We start from the raw sequence: 16,356 nt of genomic DNA on the forward strand, positions 1-16,356 counted from the left end.
AATTTGGCCAAAAAAAAATATTATTTGTACCTCACAATCCCGAGGTACAAATAAGGTACAAATTTAATCAAAACATCACATAATATCCAAAAGAAAAAGGAATTAAAAAACGAGTTAAAATATTGTTTATCAATACTTTAACTCGTTTGCTTATCGTTGTTTTGCGTTATTTTGTCCTGCTATTTTCCGATGCAGAAATTAGCAAAAATATTACCCAGCAATTCATCATTAGAAACCTGGCCTGTAATAAGTCCAAATTGGTATAAAGCTTCACGAATATCAAGGGCAATTAAGTCACTTGAAAGATTTGTTTCAAGACCAAATTTTACTTTTGTAATTTCATCCAGAGCTTTAAGTAAAGAATCGTAATGTCTTGTATTTGTTACGATAGTTTCATTATTTCGCAATGCTCCTGTATTTACAAAAGAAAGTAATTCATTTTTTAATTCGTCAACACCAATTTTTTCTTTAGCTGAAATTAATAAAAGTTTTGCATTTAAATTTTCAAGCTTAGTGGTGATGTTCGAAACTTCATCATCAGATAATATATCTTTTTTATTTACTACAATTACCAAAGGTTTTAGTGGATATTTATTCTTGATTTGTTCAATTTCAGAAACAAATTCAGAACTTGAAACCTGAAATTTTAAACCATCAAACAAATAAATCACAACCTGCGCCTGATCGATTTTTTCGAAAGTTTTTTTGATCCCGATGCTTTCTACAACATCTTTAGTTTCGCGAATTCCCGCTGTATCAATAAATCTAAAACCAATTCCGCCAATAACCAATTCATCTTCAATCGTGTCGCGGGTTGTTCCGGCAATGTCAGAAACAATAGCGCGTTCCTCGTTTAACAAAGCGTTTAACAAAGTCGATTTCCCAACATTTGGTTCACCAACAATTGCAACTGGAATTCCGTTTTTAATAACATTCCCAACAGCAAATGAATCGATTAAACGTTTTAAAACAAATTCAATTCTGTTTAATAATTCATAAAACTGAGTTCTGTCTGCAAATTCAACATCTTCTTCGGCAAAGTCTAATTCTAGCTCAATTAAAGACGCAAAATTTAAAAGTTCTTCACGCAATTTGGCAATTTCATTACTAAAACCACCACGCATTTGCTGCATGGCGATTTGATGAGAAGCTTCATTGTCTGATGAAATCAAATCGGCAACAGCTTCTGCTTGTGATAAATCCAGTTTTCCGTTCAGGAAAGCCCTTAATGTAAATTCTCCTGCATCGGCCATTCTGCAGCCTTTTCTCAATAATAACTGAATAATTTGCTGCTGAATATAAGTAGATCCGTGACAGGATATTTCGATAGTATCTTCTCCGGTATAAGAATTTGGGCCTTTAAAAACAGAAACCAAAACTTCGTCCAGCGTTTTTACATCATCAACAATATGACCCAAATGCAGGGTATGTGTTTTTTGTTTGGTTAAATCTTTGTTTTTAATCGATTTAAAAACAGAATTTCCAATAGTGATTGCTTCAGAACCTGAAATTCGGATTATAGCAATAGCCCCGGCTCCGGATGGTGTTGCCAATGCAACTATAGAATCTTGATTTATCATGGTGCAAAGGTATAAAAAAAGGCACAAATTTCCGAAACCGGAACTCATTTGCAAAAGCGCTATTTAACCCATATCTTAATGTTAAAATACTGATAATTATCAGGGTGTTTTGTTTTTAGAATGATTAAATTTGAGAGAAGAACTTTATAAAACTGAAACAAAATGAAAAAGATATTATTTCCAACCGATTTTTCTGACGCAGCAACAAATGCGTTTGTACATGCATTAGAATTTGCAAAAATTGTGAATGCCGAGCTTATTTTGTTACATACTTTTGAGATTCCGGTATATGATAGTCAATTTTTCCCTGAAAATTATGCCACAATTTACAGCTCCATAGAATTAGCAAAATTTGAAATGTTCAAAGATGAAATTCCAAAATTAAGAGCTATTGCGACCGAACGAAATTTGAGTGACATAGTGATAAAACACCGCCTGATGGATGGCGATTTATTATACAATTTGAAAAATGCCGTTGAAGAAGACCAAATTGATTTTGTAATTATGGGAACAACCGGTGTTTCTGACTGGACAAAATTCTTTCTCGGGTCAAACACAAGTTCTGTAATTTCAGGAGTAGATGTTCCTGTTTTATGCATTCCTGAAAATGCTAATTTCAAGAAAATTAAAACAATTGGATTTACGACCCGCTACCGTGATAAAGATAAAAAAGAACTGAAAAAAGTATTAAAAATTGCTAAAAAAACAAATGCCAAAGTAAAAAGTTTATACGTTAAAACTTCAAATTCAGATGTTACTGATGTTACTGTTAAAGAATGGGAAAAAGAATTTGCTGGCGAAAACGTCGAATTTCTGGTTTTACCGAGTGATGAAGTAAAAGAAACAATTCTTGATTTTATACTTTATAAAGACATAGATATATTGACAACCATAACGCATAAAAGATCTTTTTTTGAAAGTATTTTCGAATCCAGTTTTTCAAAAAAAATAACCAAAGAGGTTTCTGTACCCGTTTTAATTATGCATGAAGATTAAATTCAGTCTTTTTTTAGTATTGATTTTATGATGTAAGACCTATATTTGTATTTCATCAAATCAATAAAATGAATTCATATCAAGACAAAGTTGCGCATTATTTGGAACTTCTTAATAAAATCAATAAAAGATATAACAGTTTAAGTTTACTAAGGCTTTTAAGCATTTTTGCTTGTTTGTTTCTGTTGTTTTATTACATCAAAACAAATGAAATCCTGTACGTTGCTTTTGCTTTTCTATCTTTTGTTGGTTTTATCTTTTTAATGAGAATTCATTCGCGTTTGTCTTTTCAAAAACAGCTTACAACGGCACTTTTAAAAATTAATAAAAATGAAATCTCTTTCTTAAAAAGAGAAAAAATTCCTTTTGAAAACGGAATAGAATTCAATGATTTTCATCATCCTTATGCATACGATTTAGATATTTTTGGAGAACATTCCTTGTTTCAGAATCTAAACAGAACAGCGACTTTTATCGGTAAAAAAACATTGGCGAATAACTTGTTGCAACAGTTTTCTAATGCAACTATTTTAGAAAATCAGGAAGCCGTTAATGAGCTTAAAACAAAAATAGACTGGAGGCAGGAGTTTTTAGCTTTGGCAATGGTGAGCAATGATTCTAAAAACTCTTATGATTCTATAATTCATTGGAATTCATTTAAAAATAATTCCTTATCTAAAGTTTTACTTGCACTTTCAATTATTATTCCAACTTTGTTTTTTGGAACGTTAATTGCCTATTTTATCACTTCAAAAACAATTTTATTATCGTATCTGACTTATATTTTTATAGCAAATATGATTGTTTTGGGAAGATCATTAAAACGAATTCAATCAGAAATTGCCAAAGCAGATAATGTTGATAAAATCATCAAACAATACAGTTTATTGGTGGAGAAAATTGAAACGGAAAAATTTCAGTCTAAAAAAATAATTGACTTGCAGCAAAAGCTTATTTTTAAAAATGCAACTGCAAGCAAACATCTAAAAGATTTATCAGAACTGTTTTCGAGAATGGATACAATTAGCAACTTTGTTACCGCTATTTTATTCAACGGAATTTTTCTGTTTAATCTCCATGTTTTAAAAGCACTTTTAAAATGGAAAGAAAACTATTCTGAGGAACTGGAAAAATGGATTGCTATTATTGGTGAATTTGAAGCTTTAAATAGTTTGGCAAATTTGGCATATAATAACTCTGATTTTGTTTTTCCGGAAATTAATTCTGAATACAAAATTGAATTTTCAGATTTGAGCCATCCTTTATTAAATCCTGCGACCAGAGTAGGGAATGACACTCATTTTTATCCGCAATCTTTCATGATTCTGACAGGTTCAAACATGTCCGGAAAAAGTACTTTTTTGAGAAGTTTAGGTATTAATATGGTTTTAGGCGGAATAGGTTCTGTTGTCTGTGCTTCAAAGGCTAACATTCATCCACTTCCAGTTTTAGTTTCAATGCGATTGTCAGATTCTTTGGCGGATAGCGAATCGTATTTTTTTGCCGAAATAAAGCGTTTGAAGCAAATTATGGATGCGCTTGAAGATAAACCGGCTTTTGTTTTATTAGATGAAATTTTAAGAGGAACAAACTCTGATGATAAACGTAACGGAACTATTGAAGTCGTAAAAAAGATTATTGCAAAAAAAGCAATAGGGGCGATCGCCACTCACGATATCGAAGTTTGCTTAACAACCAATGAATATCCTGCTACTTTAACGAACCAATGTTTTGAAGTCGAAATTCAAAATAATGAACTCCATTTTGATTATAAATTGCGCCCGGGAATTTGCAAAAATAAAAGTGCTACTTTTTTAATGCAAAAAATGGGAGTGATATAAGTTTAGATTTTAGAATGTAGAGTTTAGATTATTTTAAAGCTAATAATTTTGTTTCTTCAGGTGTATAATAATCTACAATTGAAAATGACTTTATACCCGTAATTTGTAATTCATCTAAAATATCAACTAAATTTTTAAAATTACATTTATTACTTGGTTTTATGATAACTGTAACACCAATCTGAGGTCTTCCCATATTTGCCGAATACTCATGAACTTTACGATTTTTATCTAATAGTTCTTGTCGAATTCCACTTTTCCCATATTTAATTTGTTTGGGCATTTGTATAGGAGATTCTAAAATTCCCATATAAGATATCATTTTATCGTTTTCGTCCAATAACAAAGTTAAAATACGATTTTCATCTGGTTTATTGCAACCAATATCATGAACTTCATCATAGCAATTAGGCAAGTAATAGTTCATCATTTTCGGTTTCGCCAACTCAATTGTTACCATAAAAAATATAATCAATAAAAAAGAAACGCTAACCATTGCCGTTAAATCAACTCGTGTATTTAACTTTTTACTTCTTACTTTTTTAGATAGATTTTCCATAAATGATTAATTTTTTATGAAAGTTAATAATAAAATTGAAGCAAAACAGAGTTGGTTTTTAAAATATTTCAAAAATAATTTAATCTATTAAAGTCTTGTTTTACAGTATATTTTGAGGATTTTACAATAATATTTTATCTTTTTTATTTTTTTAGCAAAACCAAAACCATTGTTACGGCGTAAATGAGCTTATAACTTAAAATATTAATTATGAAAACTAGAAAATTTTTAGCCGTAGCAATCTTAACATTAGGATTTGGATTTACATCTTTCGCACAAAAAACAGTAATGGTTGGTGGAGCAGCAATGTATCCAAATAAAAATATTGTCGAAAACGCAGTTAATTCAAAAGACCATACAACACTTGTTGCCGCTGTAAAAGCTGCAGGATTAGTAGAAACATTACAAAGTAAAGGACCATTCACCGTTTTTGCCCCAACAAATGCCGCGTTTGACAAATTGCCGGCTGGAACTGTTGAGACATTATTGAAACCAGAAAACATCAAAACATTGCAAACTGTTTTAACCTATCATGTTGTTGCCGGAAAAATGAACGCATCTGATATTGCAAAAGCAATTAAAGCGGGTAAAGGAAAAGCAACTCTTAAAACTGTAAGTGGCGGAACTTTAACTGCCTGGATGGATGGAAAAGATTTATACATTAGCGACGAAAGTGGAAGTAAAGCTAAAGTTACTATTGCAGACGTAAACCAATCTAATGGTGTAATTCATGTTGTAGATACAGTTTTATTACCAAAAATGTAATAATTTTAAATTCCAAATTTAAAAAATTCCAAATTCCAATTTGCAAATTGAGATTTGGAATTTTTTATTTGATAATATTCTACAAAGAAAATTGGAATTTGGAATTTAAAATATTGGAATTTAAAAGATCTATTTCTTAGCGGTTAATGTAGATCCTACAGAAGCAGCAACAACACAAAAAACAGCCAGAATTTCGTAAAAATTTAAATTTTCCTGCAGAAAGATAAAAGCACAAACAGAGGCTGCTGCCGGTTCTAAACTCATTAAAATACTGAAAGTTCGTGGAGGAAGCTGACCTAAAGCTTTCATCTCCAAAGTAAACGGAATAGCACTCGACAGAAGAGCAAGCGCAACACCCATTCCGAAAAGTTTTGGAGTAAGATTTGCCAATCCGTTTTCGTAAAAACCGAATGGTAATATTAAAATCGCTGCAAATAACATTCCGGTAGAAACAGCCTGACCATCATTCATTATTCGGGATATTTTTCCGCCCAAAACAATATAAGCTGCCCAAAGACCTCCGGCGATAAGGGCAAACAAAACACCCAGTGGATCGATTCGTTCATTTGACCATGGAGCAATTAAAACGATTCCTGCCGCGGCCAATAATATCCAACAATAGTCTATTAAACGTCTTGAGCCAATTATGGCGACCAATAATGGTCCGATGAATTCTAAAGTTACCGCTAAACCAATTGGAATTCTTTCTATAGCTAAATAAAAAATCAAATTCATGGCTCCCAATGCTAAACCATACGGAACTACAATTTTCCATTGCTCACGTGTAATTGCTTTTAAATTTGGTCTGTAAGCCAATAATAAAATCAAAGCCGAAACCCCAATTCGTATAGATGCCGTTCCTGCTGCGCCTATTGCTGGAAAAAGGGATTTAGCAATTGCTGCACCGCATTGTACACTAATAATAGCTAAAAGTACCGCCGGAACAGGAGGAATGTTGAATTCTTTATTTTTCATGAAAATTATGATGAAGGCAAACTTGTAGTAAGCTTAAGAAGATGTATTTTTCTAATTTATTCAAATAGAAAATTGTGTTGAAAATAAATCAACATTTACAAAAATATTGGATTATAAACTATCCCAAAGCACGTTTTGTTACATAAGCACGGTAACCAATAATTGCCATTTGCCATTTTTTTGCTTTAGCAATATCCAAACCCTGCTTAGTGAAGCTTGGTAAAAGTAGTTTATTTATTTTGGCTAAAATTTTATACATGGTGGGTTAATTTTCGTCAAAGATATAAAAAAAGACTTTGCGTTTCGGCAAAGTCTTTTTGAGTTATACGTTTAAGATTTTTTAGTTAAAATAGTATCTATTTTTTTCAGCATCTCTTTTGCATTATTATTGTCAGGTGCTAATTTTAATGATTTCAGGTAATTTTGCTTAGAAATTTCAAATTGATTATCTGTAAAATAACTCTCCGCCAGACTATCATAAGCGTTTCCGGATTGTGGATTCTCTTTAGTATTTAATTCAAAAACTCTTATGGCATCATTAATTCTTTTACAAGTCATTAATGCATAACCAATGGTATTTAATCTCTCTTCAAAATTCCATTCAGGATGTTCTTTTTTGATAGCAATATAATTTTGTTCTGCTTTATTAAAATCCAGTTTTAAAAAATCGAAGGTTATTTTTTCATCTGTAATGGCATATTCGTCAAATAAAGCCTGATCTACAATTCCGGCAACATGAGTAACAACCTGATCCTGAACACCAGAATATTTATGTCCGTTTGATAAAAAGATAACAGTCAAATTGTTCTTGGTAAATTTTCTGAAAGCAGTTTCATTTCCGCCACTAAATCCATAAGTAAAAATATTATTTACAGGATAAATTCCCCATCCATATCCAAAATTGTATTTGTTTTTAAATTGAAAAGGCTCCCACATTAAGTCCTTTGTTTCGCTTTTCAAATAACTATTATTATCCAGGTTTTGATTCCATCGAATAAATTCCGGAAGAGAAATATTTATTCCGTTTGAGGAATGAGAATCTTTGCCGCTGTCTGTAACACTTTTTTCATATGTATTGGTTTGCCTGTTAAAAAAGTATCTATAAGCACTATTTGGAAACACTTCTCCAAAGTTAGAAGAAAGATAAACACCCGATTTTACATTCGAAAATTGGTTTTGCAAAATATATTGATCAAACGTTAAACTAGTGATTTTTTCTATAATTTTTGCCAAAAACAAGTAATTTGTCTGGTTATAACTGTATTGATTTCCGGTAGAAAATTCCATTGGTTTTTTTGCCAATAATTCTATTCTTTTATCATATGGTAATGTAATTGGTATGTCATCAAATTTTATAATATCCGGTAAGCCAGAAGAGTGAGTTAATAAATTCTTGACTTTTATGGTTTGCCATTCTTTGGGTAAATTGTCTAAATATGTAGAGATTTCATCTTCTAAAGATAATTTTCCGTTTTCTATAAGTTGAAAAATGCCAACATTCGTAATTAGTTTTGATGTCGAGAAAATTTTGAATATTGTATTTTGATCTACTGGTTTATTTTCTTCTAAAGAAGCTTTTCCATAATAGTTTTCATAAACAATTTTGCCGTCTTTTATGACCGCCAAAGCTGCACCCGGAATTTCATTGATTGCTATTACATCCTTAATGTATGCATCTATTTTTTGTTTTGTAGCCGTTTCCTTTGTTTGACCAGAACAGAAATTAATAGTCAATAGGAGTGTTGCTATAATAAAAGTTTCTTTCATTTTTAAGATTGTAAAAAGTTAATTTTATTTGGGATTTTTTTTCTAAAGATTCAAATTGACATTTTATTCAATCTTCAAAAGCAAATTTTTATCTGGCCCATTTTCAATATTTAAAGCATTTTGCGGAGCTTCAATCCAACCTGTTTTATTGATAACAAATTTAAACATACGTACTTTATCATTTTCAAATTGGCTTTTTGGAATTGAAAGTTCAAAAGTATCTTTGTTTTTTCGAACCATTTGATACTTTTGATCCTTTGGGTTCCAATTGTCGAAAGAGCCGGCAATTGATACACTTTTTACTAAACTAGCATCAAGCGCCTTATCATGCTGATAAGTAAAAACAACATTATTGTTACTGATTTTATAGCCGTAAATTTCCTTTTTCCTGTTTTCATTAACCAATAAATCGTGTGACAAGCTTACTATGGCATTTCCTAATGCATTTGCTGTTTTTTCATTACTGATATTTACAATAATAGAAATTCCTAAACCACGTTCAGGATAAGCCAAAAACATATTTTGTGTTCCAAAAGCTCCTCCGTGTTTCCAGCAATTTTTTCCCTTGTCGTCAACTTGTATGCCATCCCAAAAATAACCGTTAAAATCACTATCAGAATTTAATAGGTTTCTTTGAGATTCGAGAACTATTTTATTTTTGGTATTTATTTCAAAAGCAAGAAATTTGGTTAAATCACCTAAAGTAGATTTTAAATATCCTGCCGCTCCCCAAAGATTATCAGACAGCATTGGCATTTGTATTTTACCGTTATATCCATTTGCAATAATGGTATTTTTATCAGGATGCAAAAATGTCGATGTCATATTGAGTTTAGACAGAATATTTTCTTTCAAAAGTGTTTCGTAACTTTTATGAAAGATATTCTCCAGCATATGCGCAGCCAGTTGTACACTTCCATTACTATATTTAAATTTAGTTCCCGGTAAAGTATCCAACTTTATTGTTTTTAAATCTTCAAAGAATTTTTCTCTCGAATAGGATTCATCCATTCTTTTAAAACCAAGATAACTGGTATCGCTCGGATTATTTCTGAATTTCGAATTATCGGGTAAATCTTTATTAAACCCGGTTCTAAATGAAACCAAGTCTTTTATTTTGATTGGATTTCCCTGATATTCCAAATTAGGATATGAACCTGTTATGTATTTTCTAATATCGTCATCCAGACTTATTTTTCCTTCTGTAACGGCTTGAGCCATTAATAATCCGGTAAATAATTTGGTTATCGAAGCAACTTCAAAAACGGTATTGTTGGTAGCTTGATTTCCTTTTCCTTTATCTATTTCGCCATAGTGTTTGGTGTATGTTTTACCATCTTTTACAATACCAATTGAAACAGAATTGGCTTTGGAATTTTCTAACAAAATTGTGGCATTTTTATCCATTGATGCCAGGATTTCTTTTTCGGATAAGTTATTTAATTGTTTCTGTGCCAGACAAGACAAACCCGAACTTATCAATATTATTAAAATTATTTTTTTCATCTGATTTCGACTTAATGTTCTATTTAACAGATTTGTACTAGTGTAACTAAAAGACTCCTGTACTAAATATTTGTTTCACTTTTTAAAGAAATATTGGGTTAAAATTTTGAATTGGAAAATAAAAACTAAAAAAAGAACCAGTGTTTTGTTCACTGGTTCCATATATTATTTATTTTAATTTTATTTCTATTACTTTTTTGATACAATGATCAATATTCAGTTTTGTTCCGTTCATTTCTTTCTGACTAAAACATAAATTTAAAATGAACAATATTGTTGCAATAAAAAATGTTTCTTTCATTTTAATAAATCTTATGATTTTTTATTTTTCTCAGCTTTTCTCATATCCCTTTCTTGCTGTCTCATATATTTTTCATAAGTTCTCATGCCTTTTTCATACTCTCCCATGTTTTTAGCATATTCGTCGCTGCTTGAGCCGTATGTTTTTTCTACGTACTGATTGAATTTTTCCATATCAGCATCAAACTTTTCCATAGCAAGATCATATTTTGCCATTTCTTTGTCATAAATGGCTTCACGTTTTGCCATGATTTCTTCTACTTGTTTTTCGTAAGCAGACATATCCGGTTCAAATGCATCCATTTTTTTCTCAAATTCAGCCAATTCTTTTTCAAAAATTTTCATGGCTGCTTTATCATTATGGTTTGTTGGCGCTTTTGGTGCTTTTGGCATTTTAGACATGTCAATAGGCGGAGCGGGAGGCATTGGCCCGTTTGGAAACACTGGCATTGTTGGCGGTGTAGGAGGGATAGGCGGAGTTACTTCACCCACTTGATTTCTGATTTCCCTAACTTCAATTTTGCGATTTTCAATACTTATTGGTTTTTCAATGGCATCATCTGTAAGTATACCTATTTTATTAGAGCCATCATTTTCAACAGACACCACAATTCCGCATTTCTTGATAGCTTGATCTCCTTCAATCTGAAGAGTTTGGGTTTCTTCATTTTCTTTTTTGATATCGATTCTAATAGAAGTCAATTCTTCTTTTGAATTTCTTTTTACATTAGAAATAACAACATCAGCATTGTAATTTTCCTTTAACTCTTCGGCGATTTCCTTTAAATCCTGATCTGTTGTGTGTTTATTAATTTTGTAAACATCAACAGGATCTGTTTTCTCAACAACTTCTGTTTTTTCTTTACTTTCTTTTTCTTGTGCAATAACTTTGATTTGAAATAAAAATACAAAGGCTACAAGTGCGGGAATAATGGTATAATACTTCCAATAATTCCATTTTTTTGATTGATTTTTGTTTAACATGACAATTCGTTTTTTGATTAATGATTGATAAAAATGATTGGTGATTGCAACACATGATTCGTGTGTTGTTATTTTTAAAAGCGTGTATTGATACGCCTTTTTGTCGGATATATTTTTGGTAGCTTCGCTGTCAGCAATAAATTCAAGATTTTGTAAAATCGCTTTTTTGTACAGCCAGATGATTGGATTGAACCAAAAAAGCACACAAAAGATTCTCGAAATTAGAACGTCAATAGTATGATTTTGATCACTATGCACTTTTTCATGTTCCAGAATATTTTCTAATTCAGATTCGCTGTACATTGATGAGTTGTACACGATATAATCGAAATAAGAAAAAGGCGCAATATTTTCTTTGATGTCAACAAATTTAAAATCAGCTTGTTGGTGTACTTTTTTACCTTTTAAAACCGAGTTTAAACTGTAAAAATCAAGAGCAAACTTTAGCATAAAAGCCAAAAATCCGATGGCATAAATAGCAAGAGAAACCAAATTCCAGTCTATCACAAATGATTCTTTTTCACTACTTTGTGGAACGTAAGTTGGTGAATAATTAAAATTTGGCAGTGGAGTAGGATCAACCCAGACAACTTTTGTGTAAACTAAAAAGGGCAATGCAACCGAAGTTATCAAACCAATTAGTAAAAACCATCTGTTACTATTAAAGAATGTTTCCTTGCGTAATAAAAAATGATAAGCAAGATAAAACAAGATTAATAATCCACTTGATTTTGCGACAAATATGAAAAGTGCTTCCATAAAAAGGTTATTTTATTTTGGTTGATTTTTTTTTCTTACTTTTCTTTAGGATTTTCGATCATATTAAGGATTTCTCTTAATTCATCTGCCGAAATTTTTTCTTCCTTAGCAAAAAACGAAACCATACTTTTGTAAGAGCTATTAAAATAGTTGTCGATTGCAGTACTCATAAATCCTTTTCTGTAATCTTCAATACTCACAATTGGATAATATTGATGTGTGTTTCCAAAAGCATTATGCGCCACATATCCCTTTTCTTCCAAATTACGCACAATTGTCGAAAGTGTGTTGTAATGTGGTTGATCTTCAGTAATTTCTGCCTGAACCTCTTTTACAAAAGCTTTTTTGAGCTTCCATAAAATGTGCATGATCTCTTCTTCTTTATTGGTTAACTTTTGCATGTTTTCTAATTTTAATTCAAACCTACAACTATTTTTTTAGTTACGCAACTATAAAAGTAGTTATTTAACTAAAAAAGAAGTTTAGTTGTGTTTGAAGTAAAAGAAATAATGGTTTAATTATTTGATTTTCAGTGTTTAGTGTGGTTTTACCGTAAAGTACGCAAAGTTTTTATTTACAAGTGTTTTTTATAAAATAAAAAAAAGTTCGCAAAGCTTTGTGTTGAAAAAGCTTTGCGAACTTTGCGTATCCCGATAGCTATCGGGATTGCGCGATTTCCAGTAAAGCGAAAACGAGAATAAAAATTTTACCGCAAAGTGCGCAAAGGTTTTTTTTTAAGTATGATTTTATTAAATAAAAAAGTTCGCAAAGCTTTGTATTGAAAAAGCTTTGCGAACTTTGTGTTTATTAACACATCACCTTAAAAATAACTTAGCGAACTTTGCGTATCCCGATAGCTATCGGGATCGCGCACTTTGCGGTAAAATCACACAAACCGATGTTTAATTAATTTTCTCGTCGACTAAAGCTTTTCTAATCCAGAAACAGCAAAAAGTTGCAACAACACCAATACAAGCCATAAACAACCAATTGATTTGATAACCCAAACGAGAAATTATTTCGAAACCAACTTTTGAACTTATAATATGAGCCAAACTAAAACTCATAGTATAAAGTGCCATATATCGACCTTCCTGACCACGTGGCGCACGACTTAAAGCAAAAGCATTCGAAAAAGGAAACGTTAGAATTTCTCCAATCGAAATACAAATCATGCTTATAACCAAAACTCCGGCCCACACATTGATAAGTAGTAAGAAGAAACTCAAAGCCATAATAAACGATCCCAGGATAATGATTTTAATTTTCGGGAAAGCTTTTCTCTCCATAAAACCAACAGTTGGCATTTCGAGAGCAAAGATCAAGAGTCCATTTAAAGTCATCAACAATCCCGTTTGAAATTCGCTTAAGCCAAACTTTTCATTATGATATAAAGGTAAAGTCGTAAATAATTGAAAGAAAATCATTGCCGTAATAAAACTCACAAACAAGAAAACCCAAAAGATACGATCATGAAAAACCGATTTGATTTCTGTCGAAATTTCCATTTTATCACCGTGATCTACTTTTTTCTTTTCCTTAACCAATAAAGCAAAAATGGAAATCGAAATAATACAAGATGCACCATCAACCCAAAAAAGTCCCTGATAACCAATTCCCATAATAATCAAACCTCCCAAAGCAGGTCCTGCAGCAAAACCAAGATTTACTGCTAAACGTACCAAAGTCAATGCGCGAGTACGATTTTCGGGTTTTGCATAAGCGCCCAAAGAAACAAACATTGCAGGTCGAAACATGTCTGCAATAGTCATTAAAACAAACATAGCACCACATAAAGCCCAAAATGTGGTAATATATTGTACAAGAAACAGCGAAACCCCACTTGTAAATAAACTAAATATCATGATTTTGTAAAACCCGATTTTATCTGATAGTTTTCCTCCTAACCAGGAACCCAACATCGATCCTAATCCAAAAGAAACCATAATCCAACCCACCTGATTGTAAGTAAAATGTAAATCTTCCTTTAAATATTTTGACAAAAAAGGAAGCACCATTGTACCGGCACGATTGATAAAAGTGATTAGGGTAAGAATCCAAATTTCTCTTGAAAATCCTCTAAAATTATTGATGTAGTGGGTAAAAGCAGTTCTGAGCATTATAAATATGTATTTGCAACAAAGTTAGGAAACTTTGTCACTTCCTGCGGTTGGAGCTTTGTTACTTTTAAACTATTTTTGCTTAAAATTTCAAAGATGAAAAATGTAATTGCTTTTTTAGTATTGTTACTGGTTAACTTTTGTTTTGGTCAGAAAAAATTTGATCAGAAAGAAACAGAAAAATTTCAGAAAACAATAAATGCTGAATATGCTGATCCTAAGACTAGTCCGCTTATGGAAGAAGATTTAAAGACTTTTAAAGCTTTAGATTTTTATCCTATAGATTCAAAATATTTTGTGAACGCAAAGTTTGTAAAAGCAAAGAATGAAAAAGTCTTTGAAATGAAAACTACAGGAACAAGAACTCCAAAATATATCAAATACGGAACTTTATATTTTACCTTAAACGGTGTTGCCCTGCAATTGAACGTTTATAGAAATATTGAACTTTCTAAAACGGCAGAATATAAAGATCATTTGTTTTTGCCATTTTCGGACTTAACAAGCGGTAAAGAAAGCTATATAGGAGGAAGGTATATTGATTTGAAAATTCCGAAAGGAAATACAATTGCAGTCGATTTTAATCAGGCTTATAATCCGTATTGTGCTTATAATCACAAGTATTCATGTCCGTTGGTTCCTTTAGAAAATGATTTGAAAGTAGAAGTTAAAGCCGGAGTTAAAACATTTCATTAATGGAATTCTTTAATTTTCATACGCATCAATTTACAAACCAGCCTGATATTTTAGAACTGGTTAATCAATATCCGCAGGAATTTAATGCTGCAATTCCGTTTTATTCTGTTGGAATTCACCCCTGGTATATTGTGGAAGACAGAGTTGATGCCGATTTGAAAATTATTGAAGAGAAATTGCAAACCGATAATTGTCTGGCTATTGGTGAATGTGGTTTAGATAAACGCATTGAGATTTCGTTAGAACAGCAAATTATAGTTTTTAAAAAACAATTGGCTTTAGCCGAAAAATATAAGAAACCCATTGTAATTCATTGTGTTGCAGCTTTTCAGGAAATAACTGCAATCAAGAAAGAAATGAAAATTTCAGTTCCGATGATTATACATGGTTTTTCAAAAAATGCCCAAGTTGCAAATCAGCTTATTAAGGATGGATTTTATCTTTCGTTTGGAAAATATTTATTGAGAAATCCGGAATTGAAAACGGTTTTTGAGCAAATTCCAAACGATCGTTTTTTTCTGGAAACTGATACGGTTGAAGAAAGTATCAAACAGGTTTATAATTTAGCAGCAGATTATAAAAATTTGAATATAAAAGAATTACAAGACATTATCTCAAGTAATTTTAAAGAAGTTTTCAGTAATGAAGATTGAGATCTTTGTCAAAGTTTAAAACTTTGACAAAGATAATCGCAATCCAGAACCTGAAACATTAAACAAGAAAAAACAAAATAAACAAAAGAATATCATATGGCAGAGTGGACAGAAAGAGCCGAGCTTTTATTTACAAAAGAAGGATTACAGAACTTGCAAAACTCGAATGTTTTAGTAGTTGGTTTAGGAGGAGTTGGCTCATTTGCAGCAGAATTTTTGGCAAGAGCAGGAGTAGGGAGTATGACAATTGTAGATGGCGATGTAGTTGATATAACCAATATAAACAGACAATTGCCGGCATTGCATTCGACAGTTGGTGAGCCAAAAATAAAAATTGTTGGCGACCGATTGATGGATATTAACCCGGAATTGAAACTAACCCGTGTACAGGAATTTCTATCTCCTGAACGTGCTTTTGAGATTGTTTCTCCAGAATTTGATTATGTTTTGGATTGTATTGACAGTATCACTCCAAAATTAAATTTGATTATTGCAGCCAAACGCAAAAGAGTAAAAATTATAAGCAGTATGGGCGCTGGTGGAAAAATGCTGGCTTCGAAAGTAAAAGTGAGTGATATTTCTAAAACAATAAACTGTTATTTTTCTAAAACTATCAGAAAACGTCTGAAAGAAGTCAAAATCAACAAATTAAAAGTGGTTTTCTCTTCTGAAATCCAAGACGAAAAAAGCTTAAAATTAACCGACGGAAAAAACTTCAAAAAGTCATTTTACGGAACAAACAGTTATATGCCAGGATTATTCGGACTTCACGCTGCCGAAACCGTAATTAGATATTTGTTGAAGAAAGAGTAGCTAAGATGCTAAGATTCTGAGATACTAAGTTTTAAATTTAAA

The 16,356-nt window shown here is 31.5% G+C and carries 15 protein-coding genes; 6 read left to right on the forward strand and 9 right to left on the reverse strand.

The genetic code is table 11. The features are described from left to right. Nucleotides 1-179 precede the first annotated feature (179 nt). Nucleotides 180-1,580: a tRNA uridine-5-carboxymethylaminomethyl(34) synthesis GTPase MnmE gene (gene mnmE / locus RT99_RS21980; RefSeq protein WP_042566884.1), complete on the reverse strand. Its 1,401-nt coding sequence runs from the start codon at nt 1,578-1,580 to the stop codon at nt 180-182. A 162-nt stretch (nt 1,581-1,742) separates the two neighbouring features. Between mnmE and RT99_RS21985 the strand changes: the two genes are divergently transcribed. Continuing rightward, nucleotides 1,743-2,576 carry a universal stress protein gene (locus RT99_RS21985; protein ID WP_042566885.1) on the forward strand — a complete coding sequence of 278 codons (834 nt, stop codon included), beginning with the start codon at nt 1,743-1,745 and terminating at the stop codon, nt 2,574-2,576. A gap of 68 nt (nt 2,577-2,644) precedes the next feature. Beyond that, a complete protein-coding gene (locus RT99_RS21990; protein ID WP_042566886.1) occupies nt 2,645-4,417 on the forward strand; it encodes a DNA mismatch repair protein in 1,773 nt (590 codons plus the stop codon). A 28-nt stretch (nt 4,418-4,445) separates the two neighbouring features. Here RT99_RS21990 and RT99_RS21995 read toward each other — a convergent pair whose 3' ends face one another. Further along, entirely contained in the window at nt 4,446-4,976 is a 531-nt protein-coding gene (locus RT99_RS21995; RefSeq protein ID WP_042566887.1) for a biopolymer transporter ExbD, read from the reverse strand. Between the two features lie 210 nt (nt 4,977-5,186). Between RT99_RS21995 and RT99_RS22000 the strand changes: the two genes are divergently transcribed. Then, the gene (locus RT99_RS22000; RefSeq protein ID WP_042566888.1) at nt 5,187-5,741 is read left to right on the forward strand and encodes a fasciclin domain-containing protein; all 555 of its coding nucleotides are present in this window, start codon (nt 5,187-5,189) and stop codon (nt 5,739-5,741) included. 129 nt (nt 5,742-5,870) lie between these two features. Here RT99_RS22000 and RT99_RS22005 read toward each other — a convergent pair whose 3' ends face one another. From RT99_RS22005 to RT99_RS22035, 7 genes are all read right to left on the reverse strand, one after another. Then, complete coding sequence (locus tag RT99_RS22005; protein WP_042566889.1) at nt 5,871-6,716, reverse strand: DMT family transporter; 846 nt, start codon at nt 6,714-6,716, stop codon at nt 5,871-5,873. A 118-nt stretch (nt 6,717-6,834) separates the two neighbouring features. Then, a complete protein-coding gene (locus RT99_RS22010) occupies nt 6,835-6,975 on the reverse strand; it encodes a hypothetical protein (RefSeq protein ID WP_042566890.1) in 141 nt (46 codons plus the stop codon). Between the two features lie 71 nt (nt 6,976-7,046). After that, a complete protein-coding gene (locus RT99_RS22015; RefSeq protein ID WP_042566891.1) occupies nt 7,047-8,483 on the reverse strand; it encodes a serine hydrolase domain-containing protein in 1,437 nt (478 codons plus the stop codon). Nucleotides 8,484-8,546: 63 nt separating this feature from the next. Then, nucleotides 8,547-9,989 (reverse strand): serine hydrolase, encoded by a 1,443-nt coding sequence (locus RT99_RS22020; RefSeq protein WP_042566892.1) that lies wholly within the window; start codon nt 9,987-9,989, stop codon nt 8,547-8,549. 312 nt (nt 9,990-10,301) lie between these two features. Beyond that, nucleotides 10,302-12,032, reverse strand: coding sequence for a M56 family metallopeptidase (locus RT99_RS22025; protein WP_042566893.1), 1,731 nt, complete (start codon nt 12,030-12,032; stop codon nt 10,302-10,304). Nucleotides 12,033-12,067: 35 nt separating this feature from the next. Further along, nucleotides 12,068-12,433, reverse strand: a complete 366-nt coding sequence (locus tag RT99_RS22030) for a BlaI/MecI/CopY family transcriptional regulator (protein WP_042566894.1) — start codon at nt 12,431-12,433, stop codon at nt 12,068-12,070. Between the two features lie 501 nt (nt 12,434-12,934). Beyond that, a complete protein-coding gene (locus RT99_RS22035) occupies nt 12,935-14,152 on the reverse strand; it encodes an MFS transporter (protein ID WP_042566895.1) in 1,218 nt (405 codons plus the stop codon). A 96-nt stretch (nt 14,153-14,248) separates the two neighbouring features. Between RT99_RS22035 and RT99_RS22040 the strand changes: the two genes are divergently transcribed. The 3 genes from RT99_RS22040 to RT99_RS22050 all read left to right on the forward strand — a co-directional run bounded on the left by RT99_RS22040 (nt 14,249) and on the right by RT99_RS22050 (nt 16,314). Next, nucleotides 14,249-14,848, forward strand: coding sequence for a DUF1684 domain-containing protein (locus tag RT99_RS22040; RefSeq protein WP_042566896.1), 600 nt, complete (start codon nt 14,249-14,251; stop codon nt 14,846-14,848). Then, entirely contained in the window at nt 14,848-15,501 is a 654-nt protein-coding gene (locus RT99_RS22045; RefSeq protein ID WP_042566897.1) for a TatD family hydrolase, read from the forward strand. Before RT99_RS22040 ends, RT99_RS22045 begins: the two co-directional genes overlap by 1 nt. Before the next feature lie 96 nt (nt 15,502-15,597). Then, entirely contained in the window at nt 15,598-16,314 is a 717-nt protein-coding gene (locus tag RT99_RS22050) for a ThiF family adenylyltransferase (RefSeq protein ID WP_042566898.1), read from the forward strand. Nucleotides 16,315-16,356 lie beyond the last annotated feature (42 nt).

This window comes from Flavobacterium sp. MEB061, from assembly GCF_000834715.1.
GTDB classification, from domain to species: Bacteria; Bacteroidota; Bacteroidia; order Flavobacteriales; family Flavobacteriaceae; genus Flavobacterium; species Flavobacterium pectinovorum.

Excerpts from the sequence above, each read along its gene's own strand:
- RT99_RS21990 (WP_042566886.1), top strand. The coding sequence starts at position 2,645 with ATGAATTCATATCAAGACAAAGTTGCGCATTATTTGGAACTTCTTAAT.
- RT99_RS22010 (WP_042566890.1), bottom strand. The coding sequence starts at position 6,975 with ATGTATAAAATTTTAGCCAAAATAAATAAACTACTTTTACCAAGCTTC.
- RT99_RS21985 (WP_042566885.1), top strand. The coding sequence starts at position 1,743 with ATGAAAAAGATATTATTTCCAACCGATTTTTCTGACGCAGCAACAAAT.
- RT99_RS22025 (WP_042566893.1), bottom strand. The coding sequence starts at position 12,032 with ATGGAAGCACTTTTCATATTTGTCGCAAAATCAAGTGGATTATTAATC.
- RT99_RS22015 (WP_042566891.1), bottom strand. The coding sequence starts at position 8,483 with ATGAAAGAAACTTTTATTATAGCAACACTCCTATTGACTATTAATTTC.
- RT99_RS22020 (WP_042566892.1), bottom strand. The coding sequence starts at position 9,989 with ATGAAAAAAATAATTTTAATAATATTGATAAGTTCGGGTTTGTCTTGT.
- RT99_RS22035 (WP_042566895.1), bottom strand. The coding sequence starts at position 14,152 with ATGCTCAGAACTGCTTTTACCCACTACATCAATAATTTTAGAGGATTT.
- RT99_RS22005 (WP_042566889.1), bottom strand. The coding sequence starts at position 6,716 with ATGAAAAATAAAGAATTCAACATTCCTCCTGTTCCGGCGGTACTTTTA.
- RT99_RS22040 (WP_042566896.1), top strand. The coding sequence starts at position 14,249 with ATGAAAAATGTAATTGCTTTTTTAGTATTGTTACTGGTTAACTTTTGT.
- RT99_RS21995 (WP_042566887.1), bottom strand. The coding sequence starts at position 4,976 with ATGGAAAATCTATCTAAAAAAGTAAGAAGTAAAAAGTTAAATACACGA.
- RT99_RS22050 (WP_042566898.1), top strand. The coding sequence starts at position 15,598 with ATGGCAGAGTGGACAGAAAGAGCCGAGCTTTTATTTACAAAAGAAGGA.
- RT99_RS22000 (WP_042566888.1), top strand. The coding sequence starts at position 5,187 with ATGAAAACTAGAAAATTTTTAGCCGTAGCAATCTTAACATTAGGATTT.
- RT99_RS22030 (WP_042566894.1), bottom strand. The coding sequence starts at position 12,433 with ATGCAAAAGTTAACCAATAAAGAAGAAGAGATCATGCACATTTTATGG.
- mnmE (WP_042566884.1), bottom strand. The coding sequence starts at position 1,580 with ATGATAAATCAAGATTCTATAGTTGCATTGGCAACACCATCCGGAGCC.
- RT99_RS22045 (WP_042566897.1), top strand. The coding sequence starts at position 14,848 with ATGGAATTCTTTAATTTTCATACGCATCAATTTACAAACCAGCCTGAT.